Annotated in this window: 10 protein-coding genes and 2 rRNA genes (1 of these 12 only partly in view); 8 read left to right on the forward strand and 4 right to left on the reverse strand. The window is 37.6% G+C overall.

Annotated elements, in window-relative coordinates:
• From LK994_RS07250 to LK994_RS07260, 3 genes are all read left to right on the forward strand, one after another.
• A 23S ribosomal RNA gene (locus LK994_RS07250) occupies nt 1–2,482 on the forward strand; it begins 396 nt to the left of the window's first position.
• A gap of 113 nt (nt 2,483–2,595) precedes the next feature.
• Nucleotides 2,596–2,707 (forward strand): 5S ribosomal RNA (rrf, locus tag LK994_RS07255).
• Nucleotides 2,708–2,810: 103 nt separating this feature from the next.
• Entirely contained in the window at nt 2,811–3,662 is an 852-nt protein-coding gene (locus LK994_RS07260; RefSeq protein WP_229762229.1) for a diacylglycerol/lipid kinase family protein, read from the forward strand.
• A gap of 60 nt (nt 3,663–3,722) precedes the next feature.
• Here LK994_RS07260 and LK994_RS07265 read toward each other — a convergent pair whose 3' ends face one another.
• Nucleotides 3,723–4,436, reverse strand: a complete 714-nt coding sequence (locus LK994_RS07265) for a DUF4476 domain-containing protein (RefSeq protein WP_229762230.1) — start codon at nt 4,434–4,436, stop codon at nt 3,723–3,725.
• A gap of 245 nt (nt 4,437–4,681) precedes the next feature.
• Between LK994_RS07265 and LK994_RS07270 the strand changes: the two genes are divergently transcribed.
• The 4 genes from LK994_RS07270 to LK994_RS07285 all read left to right on the forward strand — a co-directional run bounded on the left by LK994_RS07270 (nt 4,682) and on the right by LK994_RS07285 (nt 14,394).
• Nucleotides 4,682–10,786, forward strand: coding sequence for an alpha-2-macroglobulin family protein (locus LK994_RS07270; RefSeq protein WP_229762231.1), 6,105 nt, complete (start codon nt 4,682–4,684; stop codon nt 10,784–10,786).
• A gap of 75 nt (nt 10,787–10,861) precedes the next feature.
• Nucleotides 10,862–11,359, forward strand: a complete 498-nt coding sequence (locus LK994_RS07275; protein WP_229762232.1) for a glucosaminidase domain-containing protein — start codon at nt 10,862–10,864, stop codon at nt 11,357–11,359.
• 15 nt (nt 11,360–11,374) lie between these two features.
• The gene (locus tag LK994_RS07280; protein ID WP_229762233.1) at nt 11,375–12,736 is read left to right on the forward strand and encodes an SGNH/GDSL hydrolase family protein; all 1,362 of its coding nucleotides are present in this window, start codon (nt 11,375–11,377) and stop codon (nt 12,734–12,736) included.
• Between the two features lie 17 nt (nt 12,737–12,753).
• Nucleotides 12,754–14,394: an MBOAT family O-acyltransferase gene (locus LK994_RS07285; RefSeq protein ID WP_229762234.1), complete on the forward strand. Its 1,641-nt coding sequence runs from the start codon at nt 12,754–12,756 to the stop codon at nt 14,392–14,394.
• Here the strand turns inward: LK994_RS07285 and LK994_RS07290 are convergent.
• Both LK994_RS07290 and LK994_RS07295 read right to left on the reverse strand, forming a co-directional pair.
• A complete protein-coding gene (locus tag LK994_RS07290) occupies nt 14,383–15,609 on the reverse strand; it encodes a GDSL-type esterase/lipase family protein (RefSeq protein WP_229762235.1) in 1,227 nt (408 codons plus the stop codon). The genes LK994_RS07285 and LK994_RS07290 overlap by 12 nt on opposite strands.
• Before the next feature lie 354 nt (nt 15,610–15,963).
• Nucleotides 15,964–19,671: a M36 family metallopeptidase gene (locus LK994_RS07295; protein WP_229762236.1), complete on the reverse strand. Its 3,708-nt coding sequence runs from the start codon at nt 19,669–19,671 to the stop codon at nt 15,964–15,966.
• A 265-nt stretch (nt 19,672–19,936) separates the two neighbouring features.
• On the opposite strand from LK994_RS07295, the gene hemN reads away from it, so the two are divergent.
• On the forward strand, nt 19,937–21,310 hold the full coding sequence (gene hemN / locus LK994_RS07300) for an oxygen-independent coproporphyrinogen III oxidase (protein WP_229762237.1): 1,374 nt from the start codon (nt 19,937–19,939) through the stop codon (nt 21,308–21,310).
• 42 nt (nt 21,311–21,352) lie between these two features.
• Here hemN and LK994_RS07305 read toward each other — a convergent pair whose 3' ends face one another.
• A complete protein-coding gene (locus tag LK994_RS07305) occupies nt 21,353–21,877 on the reverse strand; it encodes a DinB family protein (protein ID WP_229762238.1) in 525 nt (174 codons plus the stop codon).
• Between the last annotated feature and the right edge of the window lie 34 nt (nt 21,878–21,911).

Raw genomic sequence — 21,911 nt, forward strand, 5'->3', positions numbered from 1 at the left:
GGCGGGACCGGAGAAATCCTGCCTGAATCTGCCGGCACCATCCGGTAAGGCTAAATACTCCTCAGAGACCGATAGTGAACCAGTACCGTAAGGGAAAGGTGAAAAGTACCCCAAACAGGGGAGTGAAATAGTACCTGAAACCGTACACCTACAAGCGGTCGGAGCCAGTAATGGTGACGGCGTGCCTTTTGCATAATGAGCCTACGAGTTACTCCTCACTGGCGAGGTTAAGTTCTTTAGTAACGGAGCCGCAGCGAAAGCAAGTCCAAATAGGGCGACTAGTCAGTGGGGGTAGACGCGAAACTTTGTGATCTATCCATGTGCAGGTTGAAGGTGTGGTAACACACACTGGAGGACCGAACCCATAAACGTTGAAAAGTTTTGGGATGACGTGTGGATAGGGGTGAAAGGCCAATCAAACTGAGAGATAGCTCGTTCTCCCCGAAATGTTTTTAGGAACAGCCTTGGATTATAGACGTTTGACAGAGGTAGAGCTACTGATTGGACTAGGGGGCTTCACCGCCTACCAAATCCTGACAAACTCCGAATGCTGTCAAATATCTCCAGGAGTGAGGCTGTGGGCGCTAAGGTCCATGGCCGAGAGGGAAATAACCCAGATTAGCAATTAAGGTCCCTAATACGTAGTTAAGTTGATCAAACGAGGTGGAGTTTCTATAACAGCCAGGATGTTGGCTTGGAAGCAGCCATTCATTTAAAGAGTGCGTAACAGCTCACTGGTCGAGAGACTCTGCACGGAAAATAATCGGGCATCAAACTACGAACCGAAATTCTAAACATACTATTAGATAGTATTGTGGTAGGGGAGCATTGAAACAACAGCGAAGGTGTGCGGCGACGCATGCTGGAGTGGTTTCAAAAGAAAATGTAGGCATAAGTAACGATAATTAAAGTGAAAAACTTTAACGCCGTAAACCCAAGGTTTCCTGATCAATGTTAATCAGATCAGGGTTAGTCGGGTCCTTAGGCAAACCCGAAAGGGGTAGCTGATGGCAAGTTGGTTAATATTCCAACACCTGCTTATACTTCGATGGGGTGACGAGGTAGTGAAAGATCCGCCCGGTTACGGAATACCGGGTTAAAGGGTGTAGATATTGGTTGTGTAGGCAAATCCGCACGACTAGTCGAACCTGATAGTACAGCAAAGCTTCGGCAGCGCTGATAGTGATCCTAATCAAACCTCCGAGAAAAACCTCTAAGTTATGGTATAAGCAGCCCGTACCGCAAACCGACACAGGTGGGTGGGATGAATATTCTAAGGCGCTCGGGTGAGCCGTGGAGAAGGAACTAGGCAAATTGACGCTGTAACTTCGGGATAAAGCGTACCGTCTTCGGACGGTCTCAGTAAAATGGTTCAACCAACTGTTTAGCAAAAACACAGGGCCCTGCAAAATCGAAAGATGACGTATAGAGCCTGATACCTGCCCGGTGCTGGAAGGTTAAGGAAGGATGTTCGGCGCAAGCCAAAGCTTCTGACTGAAGCCCCAGTAAACGGCGGCCGTAACTATAACGGTCCTAAGGTAGCGAAATTCCTTGTCGGGTAAGTTCCGACCTGCACGAATGGTCTAATGAGTTGAACACTGTCTCCTCCACGAGCCCGGTGAAATTGTAGTATCGGTGAAGATGCCGGTTACCCGTCACGGGACGGAAAGACCCCATGAACCTTCACTACAACTTTGCATTGATTTTGAATTTTTGATGTGTAGGATAGTTGGGAGACTTTGAAGTGGTGTCGCTAGGCATCATGGAGTCGTCGTTGAAATACCAACCTTTAAACATTTAGAATCTAATCCCTAACGGGAAACAGTGCATGGTGGGTAGTTTGACTGGGGTGGTCGCCTCCTAAAATGTAACGGAGGCTTGCAAAGGTTCCCTCAGTACGGTTGGTAATCGTACTTAGAGCGTATTAGTATAAGGGAGCTTGACTGTGAGGCTTACAAGCCGATCAGGGACGAAAGTCGGCTAAAGTGATCCGGCGGTTCTGTATGGAAGGGCCGTCGCTCAAAGGATAAAAGGTACTCTGGGGATAACAGGCTGATCTTACCCAAGAGCTCATATCGACGGTAAGGTTTGGCACCTCGATGTCGGTTCGTCACATCCTGGGGCTGGAGAAGGTCCCAAGGGTTCGGCTGTTCGCCGATTAAAGTGGCACGTGAACTGGGTTCAGAACGTCGCAAGACAGTTCGGTCCCTATCTGTGATGGGCGTTAGTAAATTGAGAGGACATGACCTTAGTACGAGAGGACCGGGTCGTATGTACCGCTGGTGTATCTGTTGTGCCGCCAGGTGCAATGCAGAGTAGCTATGTACAGCAAGGATAAACGCTGAAAGCATCTAAGCGTGAAACCTTCCTCAAGATGAGTTTACTTTTAAGGGCCGTCAAAGACTATGACGTTGATAGGCTACAGGTATAAGGGTGGTAACATCGAAGCCGAGTAGTACTAATTACCCGTAAGCTTTATTTTTTTTTACTCTAATTTTCAACTTTCCCAATATGTACATTATTATAATGTTGACATGTAACGCTAATAGAATTAATTCTTGAAGCATCTTGTTACAGACTTAGCATTAACCGTCTTATGGTGGTTTTGCCAAGGGTGTTCACCTCTTCCCATACCGAACAGAGAAGTTAAGCCCCTTATGGCCGATGGTACTGGTATTCCAACTGGGAGAGTAGGTAGCTGCCATATTCATTGAAAGCCCTCGATTTATCGAGGGCTTTTTTATTGCCCATATCTCTCACTTTTATATTGATTTGGATAGATACCTTATTTTCATTTTCTTTATAGTGATATGTCATTTGATAAGAATATTGCCATTTATGTAAACCCCGCTGCAGGTAAGGGTAAGAGCTTGGAACTACTTACAGTTATCGAGCTTTTGCTGAACAAAGAGAATACTAAGTTTACCACTTTTATTAAAGATTGGCCAAAGGATTATGCAGAATTTTCTGAAGCATGGATCATCGGTGGCGACGGCACACTTAATTACTTTCTCAATTATTTTCCTGAAATAAATATCCCGTTGGTTTTGTTTAAAGGTGGAACCGGCAATGATTTTGCCTGGAAATTATACGGAGATATTTCACTGAAGGAACAATTGGAATTGGTATTACACTCAAATCCAAAAGCTGTTGATGCTGCAAGATGTAATGATAAAATTTTTATAAATGGAGTGGGAATTGGGTTTGATGGAGAAGTATTGAAATCAATGGGAGCTATTCGTTTATTTGGAGGGCATCTTGGGTATTTAATAGTTGTATTAAGAAAGATTTTTACTTTCAAAGAATATAGTTTTAATATTAGAAATGACATGCTTGCAATGAAGGATAGATTTCTTTTATTGATGATCAGTAACTCTTCCAGAACGGGAGGCGGTTTTCATGTATCACCATTGGCGAATATAACCGACGGGTTATTGAATTTAGTTTTATGTAATAAGTTATCAATTGCTAAACGATTACAGTATTTGCCGGTAATTGAAAAGGGCAAGCATTTAGGTTTATCTTTTATTAAACATTTTACCGGAAGATCATTTGAAGTGGAATGTGATGTGGAAGTTCCGGCTCAATTGGATGGAGAACTGATAAGTGCCAGGAAATTTGTAATCGAAGTATTACCTGCCAGGTATCTTTTCAAATACTGATAAAAATTAAGCCTCGTTTATGTTGACGAGGCCTTGTTTTGATAGGGAATAAAGATATTCTTATTTTTTTTGTATGAATTCCAACAATTCGTTTTTATTGCTGCTGAAAATAAATGCATCCAATAACGTGTAGTAATTATTCTTATCTATCGTGTATTTGTAAGCATACTTGGCAATTGCCAGTTTGTTATCTTCAAACACAAATAACTGAAGTATTTGTTTGATTTGATCAGTAGAAAAATAATTAGTTGAAACAACCTGTTTTGCAAGAGAAAGTTTTGTGTCTTCAAAGACCTCCCTTTTTATAGCCTGTTTCAAATTTTCGAAATCCGCAGTATTAATCGCCTGATAATTTGAGTAGCTCCAATTGTTGTCCTGATAGTTCCAATTATTATCGTAATTATTCCAATCGTCATTATTATTTCCGGTATTCAATTGTTCATCGATAAATACTTTTCCAAAGCGGCTAACAATGATGTCTACATCATACCTTGGCTTTATATAAATACTATTGTTATAAATTAACTGGAGATTGCTGTTGGGCAGATTCATTCTTCTTCCGCTTCGTTGCTGATAGATCTTTATCGAATGGTAACCTTCGGGTAAATTATCGATTGTAACGTAATTGTTGTTTGCCTTGTACTTTGCACCGTTTATAACTACCATAATCGTATTGTTGCCGGTAGTTGAAACAGTTATCGTTGATTGTTTCGGGTAGGCGTACATTGCTACAGATAGTAACAGTGTAACTAATAGTGTAAATGTCTTTTTCATAATTTGTTTCTCCTTTGATACACTAAATTCAAATGATATGCCGTAGTGCCAAATTTCAATCATAATAAAAAGTTAAAGAAAAAATCATCTTTGCTTTTATGTAAATCAACCTTACTTTACATCAAGGAAATGAGGGCATTTCAATACAACCCTTTACAAAAAAAATTGTATCTTATAAATAAAATCAGTAGATCATGCTTTTAAAAAAAATAGTTCTGTTATTTATAATAACAATAATAACATCAATGGGTATAGCACAAACGAAAAATGATTTTGTAGCAAATTGGAAGAAAGTAGAAGCGTATGAAAAAAAGGGTTTAACCAAAAGTGCCTTGAAAGAAGTGTTGGTTATTTATACTCTTGCTATAAAAGATAAAAATGATGCTCAGCAAATTAAAAGTTGCATGTATCAAATCAAGTATAGAAATATGATGGAAGAAGATAGCCGGGAGAATAATATTTTCTTGATAGATACATTGATAGCAAAAGCTAAAGCTCCTGCAAAAAATATTTTACAAAGTATGCAGGCTGAAATGTTTTGGCAATATTTACAAAACAATCGCTGGAAATTTTACAGCAGAACAAAATTGGCGGAAGAAAAAAGCAATGATATAACCACCTGGAGTATTGATAAGATACATGCAACGATCTCTGAATTATATATATCCTCGATTGCAAATGATGCTTTGCTGAAAAAAACGAGATTAGAGGGATTGGAAGCAATTATTATTAAAGGAGAAAATACCAGACAACTTCGTGCTACTTTATTTGATTTTTTAACTCACAGAGCTTTGAGTTATTTTATGACGGATGAAAATGATTTGACAAAACCAGCTTATCAATTTGAAATAAAAGATGCAAAAGTATTTGCTCCGGCAAATGAATTCATACATGCTTCTTTTATCACGAAAGATACTATGAGTATGCATCACAGAGCTTTGTTGCTGTTGCAAAATGTTTTACAGTTTCACATAAATGATACAAAACCGGACGCATTATTAGACGCAGACCTGATCAGGCTGGATTTTGTGAATCAGTATGCTGTAAATGAAAATAAAGAAAAATTGTATGAGGCAGCATTAAAAAGTATTGAACGCAAATATGGAGATAATTCTGTGTCAGCGCAGGCAAGTTATTTAAGAGCACAAATTTATTTTAACAAAGGACAGGATTTTGATCCTATCATAAAAACTGACAATCAATATGAAATAAAAAGAGCTAAAGAGATCTGCGAAGCCACGATCAATAAATTCCCAAAAAGTGAAGGAGGAATAAATTGTAAAAATTTACTCAATCAGATATTACAGCCATCTCTTAATCTTGAAAGCGAGAAAGTAAATATTCCGAATCAGCCATTTCGGACGTTGGTTAAATATAAGAATTCAAAGAATGTTTATTTCCGTATCATAAAAACCAGCAGAGATGAAATAAAAAAAATGGATAGAAGGGACTACGAAAAATTATGGAAGGATGTGGCTTCAATAAAATACGAAAAAAATTGGAGTGTAACTTTACCTGATCCTGCAGATTATCAAGATCATAGTGTAGAGGTAAAAGTTGAGGGGTTGCCGTTAGGGACTTATTTTATTTTAGCCAGCCTGGATGAAAAGTTTTCTGTATCAAAAAATATTTTAGCCAGACAACTGGTATATGTAAGCAACATAAGCTATATCAGTAACAATAAAAAAGAGTTTTATGTTTTAAATAGAGATAATGGTTTTCCACTAGCTGGTACCGAAGTGCAACTATGGGAAAGTAGGTACAACTACAGCAAGAGTGAATATGAAGACACAAAGGCCGAGAAGTATGTAGCGGATAAAAACGGATCATTTACTATTAAAAAGGCAACAGCCTATCGTAATTTTTTATTACAGCTTAAAAATGGCAATGATGAATTGTTTATGGATGACAATCAATATGATAATGTTTACAATAGTTATGTAGAAGAACCAAAGCCGACTACCTTTTTATTTACCGACAGAAGTATTTATCGTCCGGGCCAAATAATTTATTTCAAAGGGATTGTTGTACAAAATGGAACTGAAGTTTCAGATAAAAAAATAGTATCATCATTTGTTTCAGATGTTCAATTAAAAGACGCTAACGGTCAAAAAGTTGGTAATATAACGATGACCACAAATGAATATGGCTCTTATCATGGGTCTTTTAAATTACCTGTAGGAGGGTTGGGTGGTCAATTCAGTTTGGAGGATATGACAACAGGAAGTTTAGCATATTTCAATGTAGAAGAGTATAAGCGGCCTAAATTTTTTGTTGAAGTAGAAAAACCTAAAGGAACTTATCATGTAAATGACAGCATTCATGTTACAGGTACAGCTAAAGCATATGCCGGAAATAATGTAGATGGAGCAACTGTAAAATATCGTGTAGTAAGAAAAGTAAGATATCCTATTTGGTGGGGTTGGGGTGGATATATTCGTAAAGGTCGTGGAGGTTATCCCATGGGAAGAAATGAAGAAATGGAAATTGCCAATGGGGAATTGGTTACAAATGCCAAAGGAGAATTTGTAATTGATTTTAAAGCATTACCAGACGAAAGTATCAATAAAAAAAATCAGCCAACTTTTTATTATGAAGTGAATGCTGATGTTACTGATATAAATGGTGAAACGAGAAGTGCGGAGACTTCAATGGCTGTAGCGTATCAGGCGCTGAAAATTGATATTGTAACTGCGGAGAAACTGCAAGCCGATAGTTTAAAAAATATACAGATCAGCAGCACTAATATCAATGATATATTTGAAAAGGCTACGGTAAATGTTACCATTTATAAAGTGCAAAGCCCAGATAAAATTTTCAGAGAGAGGTTTTGGGGTCAGCCGGATCAGTTTATAATGAGTAAGGATGAATATTATACGATCTTCCCATATGATGTATATAAAGATGAAGATCAGATGAAGGCTTGGGAGATAAAAGAGAAAGTGGTGGATATTACTGATACTACGAGTGAAAATTCAACATTCAACATTCAGCATGTGAAATTGTCTTTAGGTTGGTACAAAATAATTGCCATTGCAAAAGATAAATATGGGGAAGATGTAAAAGCTGAAAAATATATTGAGGTTAGTGATGGACGACTGACGACGGATGTCAGAACTGCGATAACAATCGATAGTAAAAAAACTTCTGTAGAACCAGGAGAAAAAATACAATACAATATTAAAACTGGTTTTGATAATATCTGGCTGATACATACAATCAGTAAAATGGATAAGACTGTTTTGCCATCTTATCTCAGTGTAAATAATAATCAACCTTACCAGAATGAAATTGTTACAACAGAAAATGATCGGGGAGGGATTGGGTTGAATTATGTTTTTGTAAAACACAACAGAATATACACCGGTAGTGAAAATTTTACTATCCCATGGAGTAATAAAGAACTGACAATTTCTTATTCTACATTCAGAGATAAATTATTGCCGGGTGCTAAAGAAAAATGGACTGTAAAAATAAGTGGTAACAAAGGTGAAAAAATTGCAGCGGAAATATTAGCTGGTATGTATGATGCTAGTCTCGATCAATTTAAACCACATAACTGGAATAAATTAGATATCTGGCCAAATCTGTATAATACGATCGATTGGACAAGTACCGGATTCAGGTCAGTATATGCTGAGCTTTACAACAAAGCAGAAAGGGAAGATATTACTCAATTACCAAAATCTTACGACAGGTTACTCTCTTTTGGGAATGAATATGTAAGATCTTATAGAGAACGGATGTATAAATCAGCAAGGAGTGAATCAAGTAAAGAAGCTAAGTTAGAAGATGCACTAGCAGCACCATCTATAACATCATCAAAATATACCCCAGCAAAAATTGTAAAAGATGAGGATGTTGCGGCGGCGGATTCTTCAAAACCACTCTGGTGGATCAATCCTTTAGATTATGCTGCTAGCGAGCTAAAGAACAAAGCTAATGAAGCTTCGGTTCAAATTCGAAAAAACTTCAACGAAACAGCCTTCTTCTTTCCTGATCTTACAACAGATGTAGACGGAAACGTATCATTCAGTTTTGCCATGCCGGAAGCATTAACGAAATGGAAGTTGATGACATTTGCACACAACAAAAATCTTGCAAGTGCATATAGTGAAAAATCAGTGATCACACAAAAACCATTAATGGTACAACCTAATGCTCCTAGGTTTTTGAGAGAGGGAGATAAAATTGAATTCAGCGCTAAAATTGTAAATATGCTGGATACTTTTTTTGCAGGAAAAGCAACATTGGAACTATTTGATGCAGTTACAAATGAACCAGTAAATAAATTGTTTAAGAATATTTCTTTCACGCAAAGTTTTCTTACATGGCCAAAACAAAGTGCGTTAGTTAAATTCCCGATAGAAATACCATCTAATTTCGGAAGACCTTTGTTATACAGGATTAAAGCAGAAGCTGCAGTCCCAAATTATCAAAATGGAGAAACGTTTAGTGATGGCGAAGAGATGGCACTGCCCGTATTAACTAACAGGATGTTGGTAACAGAAACAATGCCGATCAATCTGCGGAGCACAACAAAAAAAGATTTCAAATTCGAAAAATTATTGGGTAGCGGAGTTAGTTCAACAATCAGTAATAATTCACTTACTGTAGAGTATACCAGTAATCCTGCATGGTATGCTGTGCAGGCATTGCCTTATTTGATGGAGTATCCTTATGAATGTGCCGAGCAAACATTCAATCGTTTTTATGCAAATACACTGGCAACACATATCAGTAACTCAATGCCAAAGATAAAAGCGGTATTTGAAAAATGGAAAAATGTAGATACAGCTGCATTGATGAGCAATCTTCAAAAAAATGAAGAATTAAAATCTGCATTGTTACAGGAAACGCCGTGGGTAATGGAAGCACAAAATGAATCTCAACAAAAAAAGAATATTGCGTTGTTGTTTGATATGGTTAAGATGAGCACTGAAGCGGAGAAAGCGATTGCCAAATTGAAAGAAATGCAAAGCAGTAATGGTGGTTTTGTGTGGTTTAAAGGAGGACCGGATGACAGATATATTACTCAATACATTCTTACCGGTATTGGCCATCTGAAAAAATTGAATGCTTTGCCGGTAGAAGAAAATAGGGAGGCATTATTGATCGTAAGCGAAGCGATTCCTTACCTGGATAAAAAGATAAAAGAAGAGTATGAATACCTGGTTAAACATAAAGTAAACCTTGCACAGAATAATCTTAGTTATACGGCTATTCAGTATTTATATATGAGGAGTTTTTTCTCTGAGTATAAAATTTCGGCGAATGTTCAAACAGCTTACACCTATTACCGTGATCAATCGAAAAAATATTGGCTGGGACAAACGAAATATATGCAGGCTATGATCGCATTGGCATTGCACCGGGGGGATGATGCGGTTACTCCAAAAGCCATCATTAAATCGTTAAAAGAAAATGCCATAACCAAAGAAGAGATGGGTATGTATTGGAAAGAATGGACAACTGGCGGGTACTGGTGGCATCAGGCACCGATTGAAAGTCAGGCGTTGATGGTAGAAGCATTTACAGATATTGATAAAAATGCAGCTACTGTTGATGATTTGAAAACATGGTTATTAAAGCAAAAACAAACACAAAACTGGAAAACCACCAAAGCTACAGCAGAAGCATGTTATGCATTGTTATTAGGAGGTAGTAACTGGTTGGCAGAAGAAAAGGAAATAACTATTCAGTTGGGTAACACTACGATCAGAAGTACCGATGCATCAACAGAGGCCGGTACAGGTTATTTCAAAAAAAGAATTGAAGGGAAAGATGTAGTGCCTCAAATGGGGAATATTTCTGTATCATCAAACTCTTCGAAAGTTCCCCCTTTAGAAGGCGGGGGGGGTAGTACTAGTTGGGGGGCTATATACTGGCAATACTTCGAAGACTTAGATAAGATCACTCCTGCAGCAACTCCTTTAAAATTGGTCAAAAAATTATTTGTGGAAAGAAATACAGAACGAGGCCCGGAATTAGTTGCGATCAAAGATGGTGATGCTATTAAGGTTGGAGATAAAATAAAAGTACGTATCGAATTAAGGGTAGATAGAGATATGGAATACATCCATATGAAAGATATGAGAGCGGCTTGTATGGAGCCTGTAAATGTTATCAGTGAATATAAATGGCAAGGCGGTTTGGGGTATTATGAAAGTACTAAAGATGCCAGCACTAATTTCTTTTTTAATTATTTAAACAGAGGAAGTTATGTTTTTGAGTATCCTATGTTTGTAACACATAGCGGTAATTTCAGTAACGGCATCACAACGATACAGTGTATGTATGCACCGGAGTTTACAAGTCATAGCGAAGGAGTTAGGGTAAACGTACAGTAGATATTTAAAAATTCTTGTATCTTTCAGAAGATCAAGGGCTTTTTCAGCCCTTGATCTTCATATAAAATCATGCGTATGGTAAATAAGCAAAGTTTGTTGAATGCTGCAATGAGAAGGAGCCTAAGGGTTGCTTTCACTTTTGTTGTGCTGGTTACCATTTCCGGATATGCATTTTCCCAGACAAAATACATTAAACAATACCGATCAGTTGCTGATTCTTTAGGGAAAGTTTACGGTATTCCTGCCGCTGTAATATTAGGAGTGGCAATTATAGAATCTTCAGCCGGTACAAGTAAAAACTGTCGTTTGCTGAATAATCATTTTGGGATTGTAGGTAAGAACCACATGCTAAAATCAAAAGGCATCAGAACACGCTATAAATATTATCCTTCCGGAACGGCATCTTATATTGGATTTTGTGAATTGCTGAGTAAGAGAAAATTTTATCCAAAACTTAAAAAAAACTTAAATTATAATTTATGGGTGGATGCGATTAGTAAAAGCGGTTATTCTGAAGTACCTTCCGTTTGGAAACAGAGAGTGCTTTCAACTATTAAAAAGCACAGGCTATAATAAGATTTACCTAGCATGAATACCGATCGGCGTATTGTTGTTTTTGTACTAAGCAGTATTACTCTTTACTTGCTCATTTCTTTTTTTGCTATTGCTTTTAATTTTAATGAAGGGTTCATTAAAAGAATTAATCTGATAGGAGATATTGTTTCTTCCGATTCAACAGCGGTGTCTGACAAGTTGCAAAATGATAGTATTGAGAATAATGCACCCATTGTTTTGGCCGTTACACCGGAAAAGAAATTTGATCTATATACCCGTCCGGACTATATCACAGCTTTTCATAAAGATACAATGCAGCCTTCGTTGGCATTTTTTGCAAGCAAATTACATGAGTTAAAAAAAGGGAAGAAAAGAAAAATTCGTATTGCTTATTTTGGAGACAGTATGATCGAAGGGGATCTGTTATCTAAAACTTTACGTGAGTTATTGCAAAAAGAATTTGGTGGTGCAGGAGTAGGTTTTGTACCGATCACTTCCGCGGCATCTAAGTTCAGACAAACTGTAATTGATAATTATTCTGCAGGTTGGCTAGATGAGAATTTTAAAAATTCGCCTAAGAATAATAGATTGTTTTTATCGGGTCATCTTTTCAGAGGGAATAATGATTGGGTTGAAATGTCCGATAGGACTGTTAGAGACAGTGCGACTGTTCTTGAAAAAATATTATTTTATGGATCGGCAGATACTGTAGTTTCGGTTAAGGTGAATAATAATGATATTCTTGTAGAAGCCAAAAAACCTTTCAATACAGCGTTGATTGGTAAAGATCTGAGCAAGTCAGTAAGGCTTTCTGTAGCAAATAATAATTTGCCTTTATATGGTATCAGTCTCGAATCTGAGTCGGGAGTGATAGTTGACAACTTCTCTTTCAGAGGGATTTCCGGAACAGAGTTTGCTTCTATTGATACCACATTATTAAACAGTATTGCAGAAGCGAATCTGTACGATCTGTTTATTTTTCAGTATGGTGTAAATGTATTGTATCGTCCGAATGATGTTAATTTTAACTGGTATGCCCGTACATTATTGCCTGCGGTAAAAAAACTAAGAAAGAGTTTTGCTAATACTGATTTTCTGATTGTAAGTACTGCTGATAGAGCATTTCGCTATGATGATGAATACAAATCTGCGATAGGGATAGACTCTCTTATTAAAATACAGGCAACGGTGGCATATCAAACCGGTAGTTGCTTTTATAATCAATTTGCATCAATGGGGGGGCACAATTCAATAGTAGACTGGGCAGATAGAAAACCTTCGCTGGCAAATAAAGATTATGTGCATCCAAATGATCGTGGAGCGGTAATACTTGGGCATTATTTTTTTGATGCTATCATGAAAGATTATAAAAAATACACCAACAATATAAAATAGGCAATCAGCCTCAACATATGCCATCCTTTAATATCGATGCCTTCTTAGAACAATTTTTATATGATCCTAAAAATCCATTATTATTTAACAATGGTTTTTTTGTATTATTTTTTGCATTGTTCATCGCACTGTATTATTCTTTCAGGAACAATTTTACTGTAAGGCGTTATATTTTCTGTTTTTTCTCTTTATATTTTTTTTACAAAGCAAGTGGTGTTTTCGTAGTGTTTGTGATCATCTCTGCTATTGTTGATTTTGTTTTATCTAATGCTATTTTTCGCCAGGAAAATAAGCATAAAAGGCTTTTGTTATTGCTTTGCAGCATTGTTTTTAATCTTGGCTTATTGTTTTATTTTAAGTATACCAATTTCTTTATTTCTATTTATAATAGTTTTGGCACCAGTACTATTCATCCGTTAAATATACTGTTGCCTGTCGGTATCTCGTTTTACACTTTTGAAAACCTGAGTTACACTATTGATATCTATCGTAAACAATTTGAGCCGGCCCGTAAGTTTAGTGACTATTTGTTATTTCTTTCGTTTTTTCCAAAGCTGGTGATGGGCCCCATTGTAAGAGCACATGATTTTGTACCGCAGATCAATAAACCATTGCATGTGTCGGAAAGTGATTTTGCCAAAGGGTTCTATTTGATCATATCCGGCTTGTTTAAAAAATTGATCATATCGGATTACATTACACTAAACTATGTAGATTATATATTTGATGATCCTATGCGGTACACCGGCATGGAAAATCTGTTTGCTGTATATGGCTACGCTGCAGTTATCTATTGCGACTTCAGCGGATACAGTGATGTTGCCATTGGTATTGCAAAATGGCTTGGATTTAGTATCCCCACTAATTTCTTATCTCCTTATCAAAGTAAAAGTGTTACAGAATTCTGGAGAAGATGGCATATCTCTTTGTCCTCTTGGTTAAAAGATTATTTATACATTCCATTGGGAGGTAATCGTAAGGGAACTGTTGCAACTTATTTGTTTGCTACGGTATTTTTTATCGGCATTTTTATTACAGGTACCCACCTGTTACAATTGTCTTATGCCTGGTCGGCTGCAATAAGCGGCTCTGTATTGCTCCTTTTCATTTTGCCCGCTATCATAAAAAAAGAAAAAGCAGGTGTTGCATCAGGATTTAATTTAATGACAACTATGTTGCTGGGTGGATTCTGGCATGGTGCAAGCTGGAATTTTATTATATGGGGGGCATTGCATGGAGTAGCGCTGGCTATACACAAAACATGGACATTGTTAACGGGCAAAGCTTTTGAAAAAATTGGTCAATCTAAAGTGTATAATGCGATCGCCGTTGTTATTACATTTCATTTTGTTTGTTTTTGCTGGATATTTTTTAAAGCAGAGAACTTTACGATTGCAGGCAATATGATACATCAGATCTTATTTGATTTTGGAGCTGATGTATGGCGAGCCTTTTACTATAACTACAAACTTGTATTATGGATGATCGTAGGGGCATTTGTAATACACGCTATCTCGGACGATCTGGCTGATCGTGTTATTGGTAAATTTCAAAAAATCCCGCTGGCAGGGTATATTGCAATCTTCTTTTTATTTGTGATCGTATACGGATTTTGCAAATCTTCCGAACAGGTATTGCCTATCTATTTAAAATTTTAGGGCTCTGCTGCGTATATAGTCGTTATAACCTTTTGCTATAGCACTTAGCAGTAACTGGCCTTGTATTTTATAACCGGCAGAGGTAAAATGAACTTTGTCTTTATTCAGTAATCCTTTTTTAAACCAGTTTTTCGCTGAACCATATCCGTTAGTTACCTTATATAGATCCCAGATAGCAATATTGTTTTGTAAACAAAAAGTTGATAACGTGAAATTTAATTTTTTCATTATACGGTTAGAGGTCTCTCCTTTATACGAATCCTGAGGAGTGGTCACCAGAATAGATGCTTCAGGGGAAATGGTCTTTATATTTTGAATGAATAATTGTACCTGGTTAATAAACGCACTATCTGTGTAATCATCTTTTTGAGCTTCATTAGTGCCCAATGAAATGATATAGAGATCGGCTTTTAATGCCGGCAATTGTTTCCAGAAAAGCGGGGTATTATTATATTGTTCGTACCGGGCACCGTTTACACCGATTGTATGATACAAAACACCGGGCTGACCATTTTCCATCGATACGCCATAAAAGGACTGCATCTCTCCTGTTGTTTTTGCAGACAAAGTAAAACTGCTTAACTCTTTTTGAAATGACACTTCTTTATATGTGATGCTGTCTGATGTTTCGGTACTGATGATAGAAAGTTGCTCCCCATTATCAGTTTGCAATAACCATGAAGCAACAGTGTCTGTAAAGAACTTTAGTTTATTGAAATATTGCGGACCATATTCATTTGCTTTTAACGACAAATTTATTGTGGCACCGGGGCGATTTGTCTGAATACAAAAACCGGTAATGCCATTACTAATTGGAATCTCGGGATGTGCTAGTCTGTTATAACTCCAGTTTATATTTGATGTACTGTTGATATCACCCGGACCATTTGACTTTGCCAGTTGGTAAGGAAAAGTAAGCCCACGGCCGGCATTGCCAAAAAATTGTTGTAATCCGTTACGCACAACTGATGACATAAAATCTGCCTGGATATGTGAATCGCCAATATGCACAACGTTGATCGTTCCATTCTTACGCTGTTTTACCTGTAAAAGCTTATCATAGAAAAAATCCATTTTGCCATTGGCAATCCTGTTAAGTGCAATATTAATGTGGGGGATATTTTTTGTTGGAACAGGTACTTTGAATTCTATTGGTTGGGCAAAGCCGGCAGTTACATATAATAAGGTGCCGGCAATAAAAATTACGATCTTCATTGGTATTGATGCATGCATGTATACATCAAATATACTTGATTAATTTTATTGGTGATTTACAGAGAAAGATAGAATAGGCATAAAAAAAGAACCACCAAGTTCCGTCCATATATCAGTTCACACTTTTATACTTTCTAACCCGATGGTCCCTTCGCTACATTTCCTCCATAATAGATTTTTTGTAGCCTTTGAAAACTTTCTTTTTGTTACCAAATTTTCTGCTTTCAATTGTAACTCTAAGATACTTTCAAGAATATTTTTTTGCAAATTTTTTGCCTCATTGTTTAGCACATGTTAGGCACATAATTATGCACCAGCGTGTGCATAATTATTAGGGAAATGGTGTTGTAATTGCTACCTGATAATTATTAATTTTTTGTTACACATATATCCCTTTTCATTTGTAGCTGTTACATAATATACTCCCGGCGATAATGTGTTGGTATGAACCCTTGTATTGCCATTTGTCTTTTTTGTCATGACCAATTTTCCTGTGCCATCAAATATATTGATCGTGGTATTGAGTGCATCGGTATTGAAGATAATATCGGCATAATTATGAGCAGGGTTGGGAGATAAAGTAATAAAGTCTTTTAGGCGTTTATTAAAATTGATCATCCTGATAGCGGAATATGTAAAGCTTCCATCTTTTTCAATTATTTTGATTCGATAATAATTAGCACCATCAGCAGGATCATTGTCAAAATAATTATAGCTACTCATTCCTGTTTGTGTAATCGTATACAGCGGTTCCCATATATGTTGATCGGCGCTGTGCTCAATAATATACTGCCCGATATTGGTTTCATTTTCTACGTTCCAGTATACTTTCACTTTTTGCTGATCAGCCACTTCGTTTATGATGAAATCTTTTAACAGCACAGGGAGTATTGCTGTCGATTTTATAAATGCAACAGTTTTGCCTGTATTTATTATTGCCGGAACAGCATTGAAAATGTAAGTTGGATTTTTAACACCACAACCGTTGATCAACTTTATATCGTCTACATACCATCCTTCTACTGTTGTTGAATTTCCGACATCAGTTGTGAAGCGAAAGCGTACCATAATACTTTGGCCTGTGTAAGCAGATAGGTCAATAAGTGTGTGTGTAAAAGTTGCACCGTTGTAACCAGTAAATGCTTGTCTGCCAGCAATAGTTGTCGAAGCGTCCATAGTGCCCGTATAATAGCCTTTAATGATCTTTGTACCAAGGTCTTGCCAGCTGCTGCCGGCATTGGTAGATATTTCAACTACGCCACCATCAAAAGTAGTCTCTGTATTAAAATAATGACGGAAGCTCAATACTGCTGCGTTAGCAGTAAGAGTTATAGCAGAAGATGTTAATGTTTTATTGGCGGCTGTGGTAGGTTCAGATGCGAACCAAGAAGAAGCCGGGCTGTAAGATTTTGCAGAAGATACAGCCCATCCACCTGCAGTTGTAAAACCTCCGATGGTACTGCCATTTCTATTATCATTGATAGGATAGGTGATATTACAACCGGCTGAAGTTACCTGTGCATTTATTGTAAAACTCAGTGTTTGTTGTGCCTGTGTAAAATTCAATGGAATAGTTACTACATTCCCGTTTGCTGTACCTGCCGAACTGCTGATAAAATTCATGCCCACCGGCAGAGAGTCTACTATTTTTAAATTTGCAGGAACCGTACATCCGCAGGTAGCACTAACGGTATAGGTTATGTTATTTCCTGAATTGGTAGAATCAACAGAAGCCACTTGTTCAATACTGTTGCTCGACGGAAGATCGAAAGCAACGACCTGATCGGAGGTGCTGTTACTACTGCCTTGTGAAGCACTTAGTCCCATGCCCCGGCGAGCAAATGCATTCCATATAGCACATGCATGACTGCCATTGTAGAGTATGGTATCTGCTTTTAAAATAGCATTCCTGGAATCAATAAAACCCGGGCTGCAAACCTGTAATTTTAATCCTGTCATTACAATATTCAAGGCAATAACATTGCCTCCCGAACTTGCAGCATTATATATATTCGGTTCTATCGTTCCTTCCTGTTGGATGATCCTCCAGGTCATATCCCATAATGCACTAGCCCATACTTCACCAATATTATGCACCTCACTGCCTGAAGCGGTTCCGTTCAGGTCTGCATAAGTATGCGGATTGATTGTTTTGCTCAATGAATATGGATAATTACGTATTCCGCTTCCGGTAGTATTTTGATTAAAAACATATGTTCCAATTGAGCGTTTCATCAGGCTATCAGCCAACGTTGTTGTGCTCCAGTCTTGTGTGGTCATTAAAGCCAGGTAATCACTCCAGCCTTCGCCTCCCTGTTCTGCATTTGCAAGGCAACTAGTATTAGCTGCTCCTCCGGTTAACCTGTTAGAGATACCATGCATGTATTCATGTGCAATGATACCGTTATCATAATCACCATCAAGTGCAACAGATGGATTTAATGTAAGAGATACACCGCCGGAAATTTGCGGCACTATTGTAGCACCATCTGCCTGGCTGATCATAAATGCAGGTATGGTGATCGTATTATCTGTACCCGACATAGAAAAGGGTGCAGATGCAACATTATTAATTACTACAACAGCAATAGCTCCGGCATTTTGTGCATTTTTTATTTTTGGAGCAAAATTGCAACTCCCTCTATCGATAAATGCTATCTTACCTGTCAATGTATTGGCCGGTGCGCCGCAGGCTAAATGTGTAGTGCCACCTGCATCATCATTATAATAAACAGCAGTGCCGGTAAGCGGTGTAGTTAAAATATTATTTGTGCTTACTCCGCCCTCAACACTATTGTAATTGCCTGCAATAATAACAGGGCTATTTACTGTTAGTGAGCTGGAGCCACTCCATAAATACATTTGCATTGTAGGGGCCTGGCCATCGGGTTGAGTGCTCATATTTGCATTGTTACTGCCGCCTCCATCCTGTGCCTGTGCTTTTAATGCATCATTACCAACACCGCCTCTGCTATTGTTATTCACCTGAAAATTGCCCGAGGCTTCATCAAATCCATATTGATAAGTAATGTCGTGTATGATATTAGTAGCGTAAAATAAATTTGTAGTGGCCGCTCTCATGTTATTGGTAACAGTAGGGGGCAATGTAAAGTTGGGCACTTTACTGAATGTAAAATTTGGCGATGCAGTAGATGATGTATCATAACGGCCCGGCGCATTTGTATTTGCTCTGTCATCATAAGCAGCAACATTATTTCCACGGGTATAATTGTATTCATTGGTGCCATCAGAATGCCAGCCAAAAACGGTAACCGGATTGCTAACTCCTGCATTTAACCAGGGGTTGTTAACTGTTGTCAAAGATCCGAATGTTGGCGCTTCTAAGGGGAAAGGTAATACATAGTAAGCCGCATTGGCAACCGCATTGGGTTGATTGGTATTCTCAATTGTTATTTCTTCTGTTTGTTTATTGGAGACAGGTTGCTGTACATTAGTTTTTTTTTCAGCATTATTTTCATACACGGTACTGTTGTCTGCATCAATGATATTTCCTGTCACAGCATCAACCCTTACATTCATAAAATCAGCACTGTTCAACACATCGATAGTAATGTTCCATACTAATTTTACAGCGTTGCCATCATCAACACTGGCCCACATTAAAGAGGCTATAATATTTTGCTTTGCAATACCTGCCGGAGAAAATACAATGTATTTATTGGTGTTGTTGATATCAGGAACAATCTTCAAATCAACAGGGTTGCTTAATGTAAGATACGCTGCCGCTTTTGTTACGGCATCAGCTGCAGTAATGGATGGGGTTGCAACTGTCGTTTTTTTTTCTATCCCGGCTACAAAATTGCTTTTATTACTCAGCAATGTGCCATCACTGTTCAGACAAATAGAATAGACAGCATTATGCACTTTTAATCCTTTATAGATCTGCTGTGCATAGACAAATGTTAATTTATTGGCAGTAGTATAATTGTTGGTGATAAGCAGTTCAGACAGATCGATGTCACTTAAATGAAGTGTTTTTGCATTCTTAGTGATCCATTGTTTTATGAATTCGTTTTCTTTTTTTTGGGCAAAGGCAGGCATATTTATTATGCCCAGAGAAAAAAGGATGACAAAAAAATATTGTATTTTTTTTTGCATAAACTTCAATTAGCTTGAAAAGGAAGGTTTAGTTATATAGTAGTAATACCGCAATTTATGTTATTTTGATAATACCTTGTCCGATGCGCTCAAATCAATGTAAACATCAGCCAATACGGATTGTAGGCAATTCAGGTTCTGATGAAAATCATCTGTGTTTATTATCTCAATCATATCAGTGTAAAATTTGCAGGTTTACATTTGCACAATGACTAAAGGCATTGATAACTTACTGGTAAAGAAGTATAATCTACCCATACCAAGGTATACCAGTTACCCAACCGTACCCGTTTGGAAAGAGGGAATTGATAAAGAACAATGGAAGCAAGTGTTTAATAATCAATTCAGTCTGAAAAATCAACAACAGGGGATAAGCCTTTATCTGCATCTGCCTTTTTGTGAATCATTGTGTACCTACTGCGGATGCAATAAAAAGATCACTACCAATCACTCTGTTGAGGAAGAGTATATAGCTGTTATTTTACGAGAGTGGAAGATGTACAGAGAATTGATGTCGGAAAAACCAATTATCCGTGAAATCCATTTGGGCGGAGGTACCCCTACTTTTTTCTCTCCCAAAAACCTGGCGTATTTACTTAATACCATTTATGCTGACAGTATTATTCATGCTGAGCATGAGTTTAGTATTGAAGGGCATCCCAACAACACAACAGTAGAACATCTGCAAACATTGTACGATCTGGGGTTCAGAAGAATAAGTTATGGAGTGCAGGATAATGACCCTGAAGTGCAACGTATCATCAACAGAATACAGCCTGTAGAAAATGTACAAAGAGCCACAGATAATGCAAGAAAAATTGGCTTCCGATCAGTAAACTTCGATCTGATCTATGGCTTGCCTTTGCAGAATATGGAGCGAATGAAAAAAACCATTGAGCAGTGTATTGCTATGAGGCCCGACAGGATCGCTTTTTATAGTTATGCCCATGTGCCCTGGACAAGCAGAGGACAACGCTTGTTTGATGAGAATGATCTGCCAACAACGCAGCAAAAAATGGAATTGTATCAATTAGGGAAACAACTCTTTTCAGAAAATGGTTACCATGATATTGGTATGGATCATTTTGCATTGGCATCAGATGATCTGTATAAAGCCTGGCAGGAAGGGTGGCTGCATAGAAATTTTATGGGCTATACCACACAGCGCACAGCCATGTTGCTTGGGTTAGGAGTGTCGAGTATCAGTGATGCCGGTGTTGCATTTGCTCAAAATGAAAAAACAATACATGATTATTATGCTGCGGTAAATAATAATGAACCAGCTGTTTTTCGTGGATACTTTTTAAATAAAGAAGATATTGCTTTCAGGAAATATATATTAGATATCAGTTGTCAGAATAAAACAGTTTTTCAGGAAGAAAATCTTGCAACATTAAAAGAATGCAGTTTTCCTGTTTTGGAAAAATTGGCAGCAGATGGTTTGATTGAATGGGACGAAACCTGTTTGCAGGTAACTCCATTGGGCAGAAATTTTATACGTAATATCTGCAGTGCATTCGACCTGTATCTAATACGTGATCAATCGAACAGTAATAAGCCAACATTTAGTAAAGCGATATAATTCAGAGCGGACAGGGCAGAGGAGTATTTTCTCTATTGAAATTTACTGCTGTAATATTTTCAAATACTGCACCCAGGGGCCAACTTCGGCCTTGTATTGCTTTGCCATTACCCGGGAGATCTGAGCGATATGGTTAAGATCGTGTACAACCCATGTAGCCAGAAGTTGGGATAAGGTGATCTCTCCAAAAGCAGGGTGGATGCCTTTTTTATTGCTGTTTTCTTCTGTGATCTTTTTTGAACGCAACTGATCAATATTCGTAGAACGTAATTTTTTAAATTCTTCTAAAAGTTGCGACAACGATTTTCCTTTACTTTCTTCAAATTGTGCAAAGCGGTCAAAAGGCTCAAATGTTTTGTCTGTTTTATCCGAAAGAATAATTTCCATTCTGGGAATCCAATCTGTTTTTTCGCCATGAATAAGATGGCCAATAATATCATATACACTCCATGTTTCAGCGCCTTCGTTATTTGAGGTCCAGTCGGTGGAAATGTGTTGTACCATAGTAATAAGCACTTCCGGTGTACGCTCAAGTATCTCTATTGATTTTGATAAAGAAAAATTCATTGTTTGTTTTCTTTGTTAATTATATAGCTAAAGA

It is taken from the genome of Ferruginibacter lapsinanis (assembly GCF_020783315.1).
Classification (GTDB): Bacteria; Bacteroidota; Bacteroidia; order Chitinophagales; family Chitinophagaceae; genus Ferruginibacter; species Ferruginibacter lapsinanis.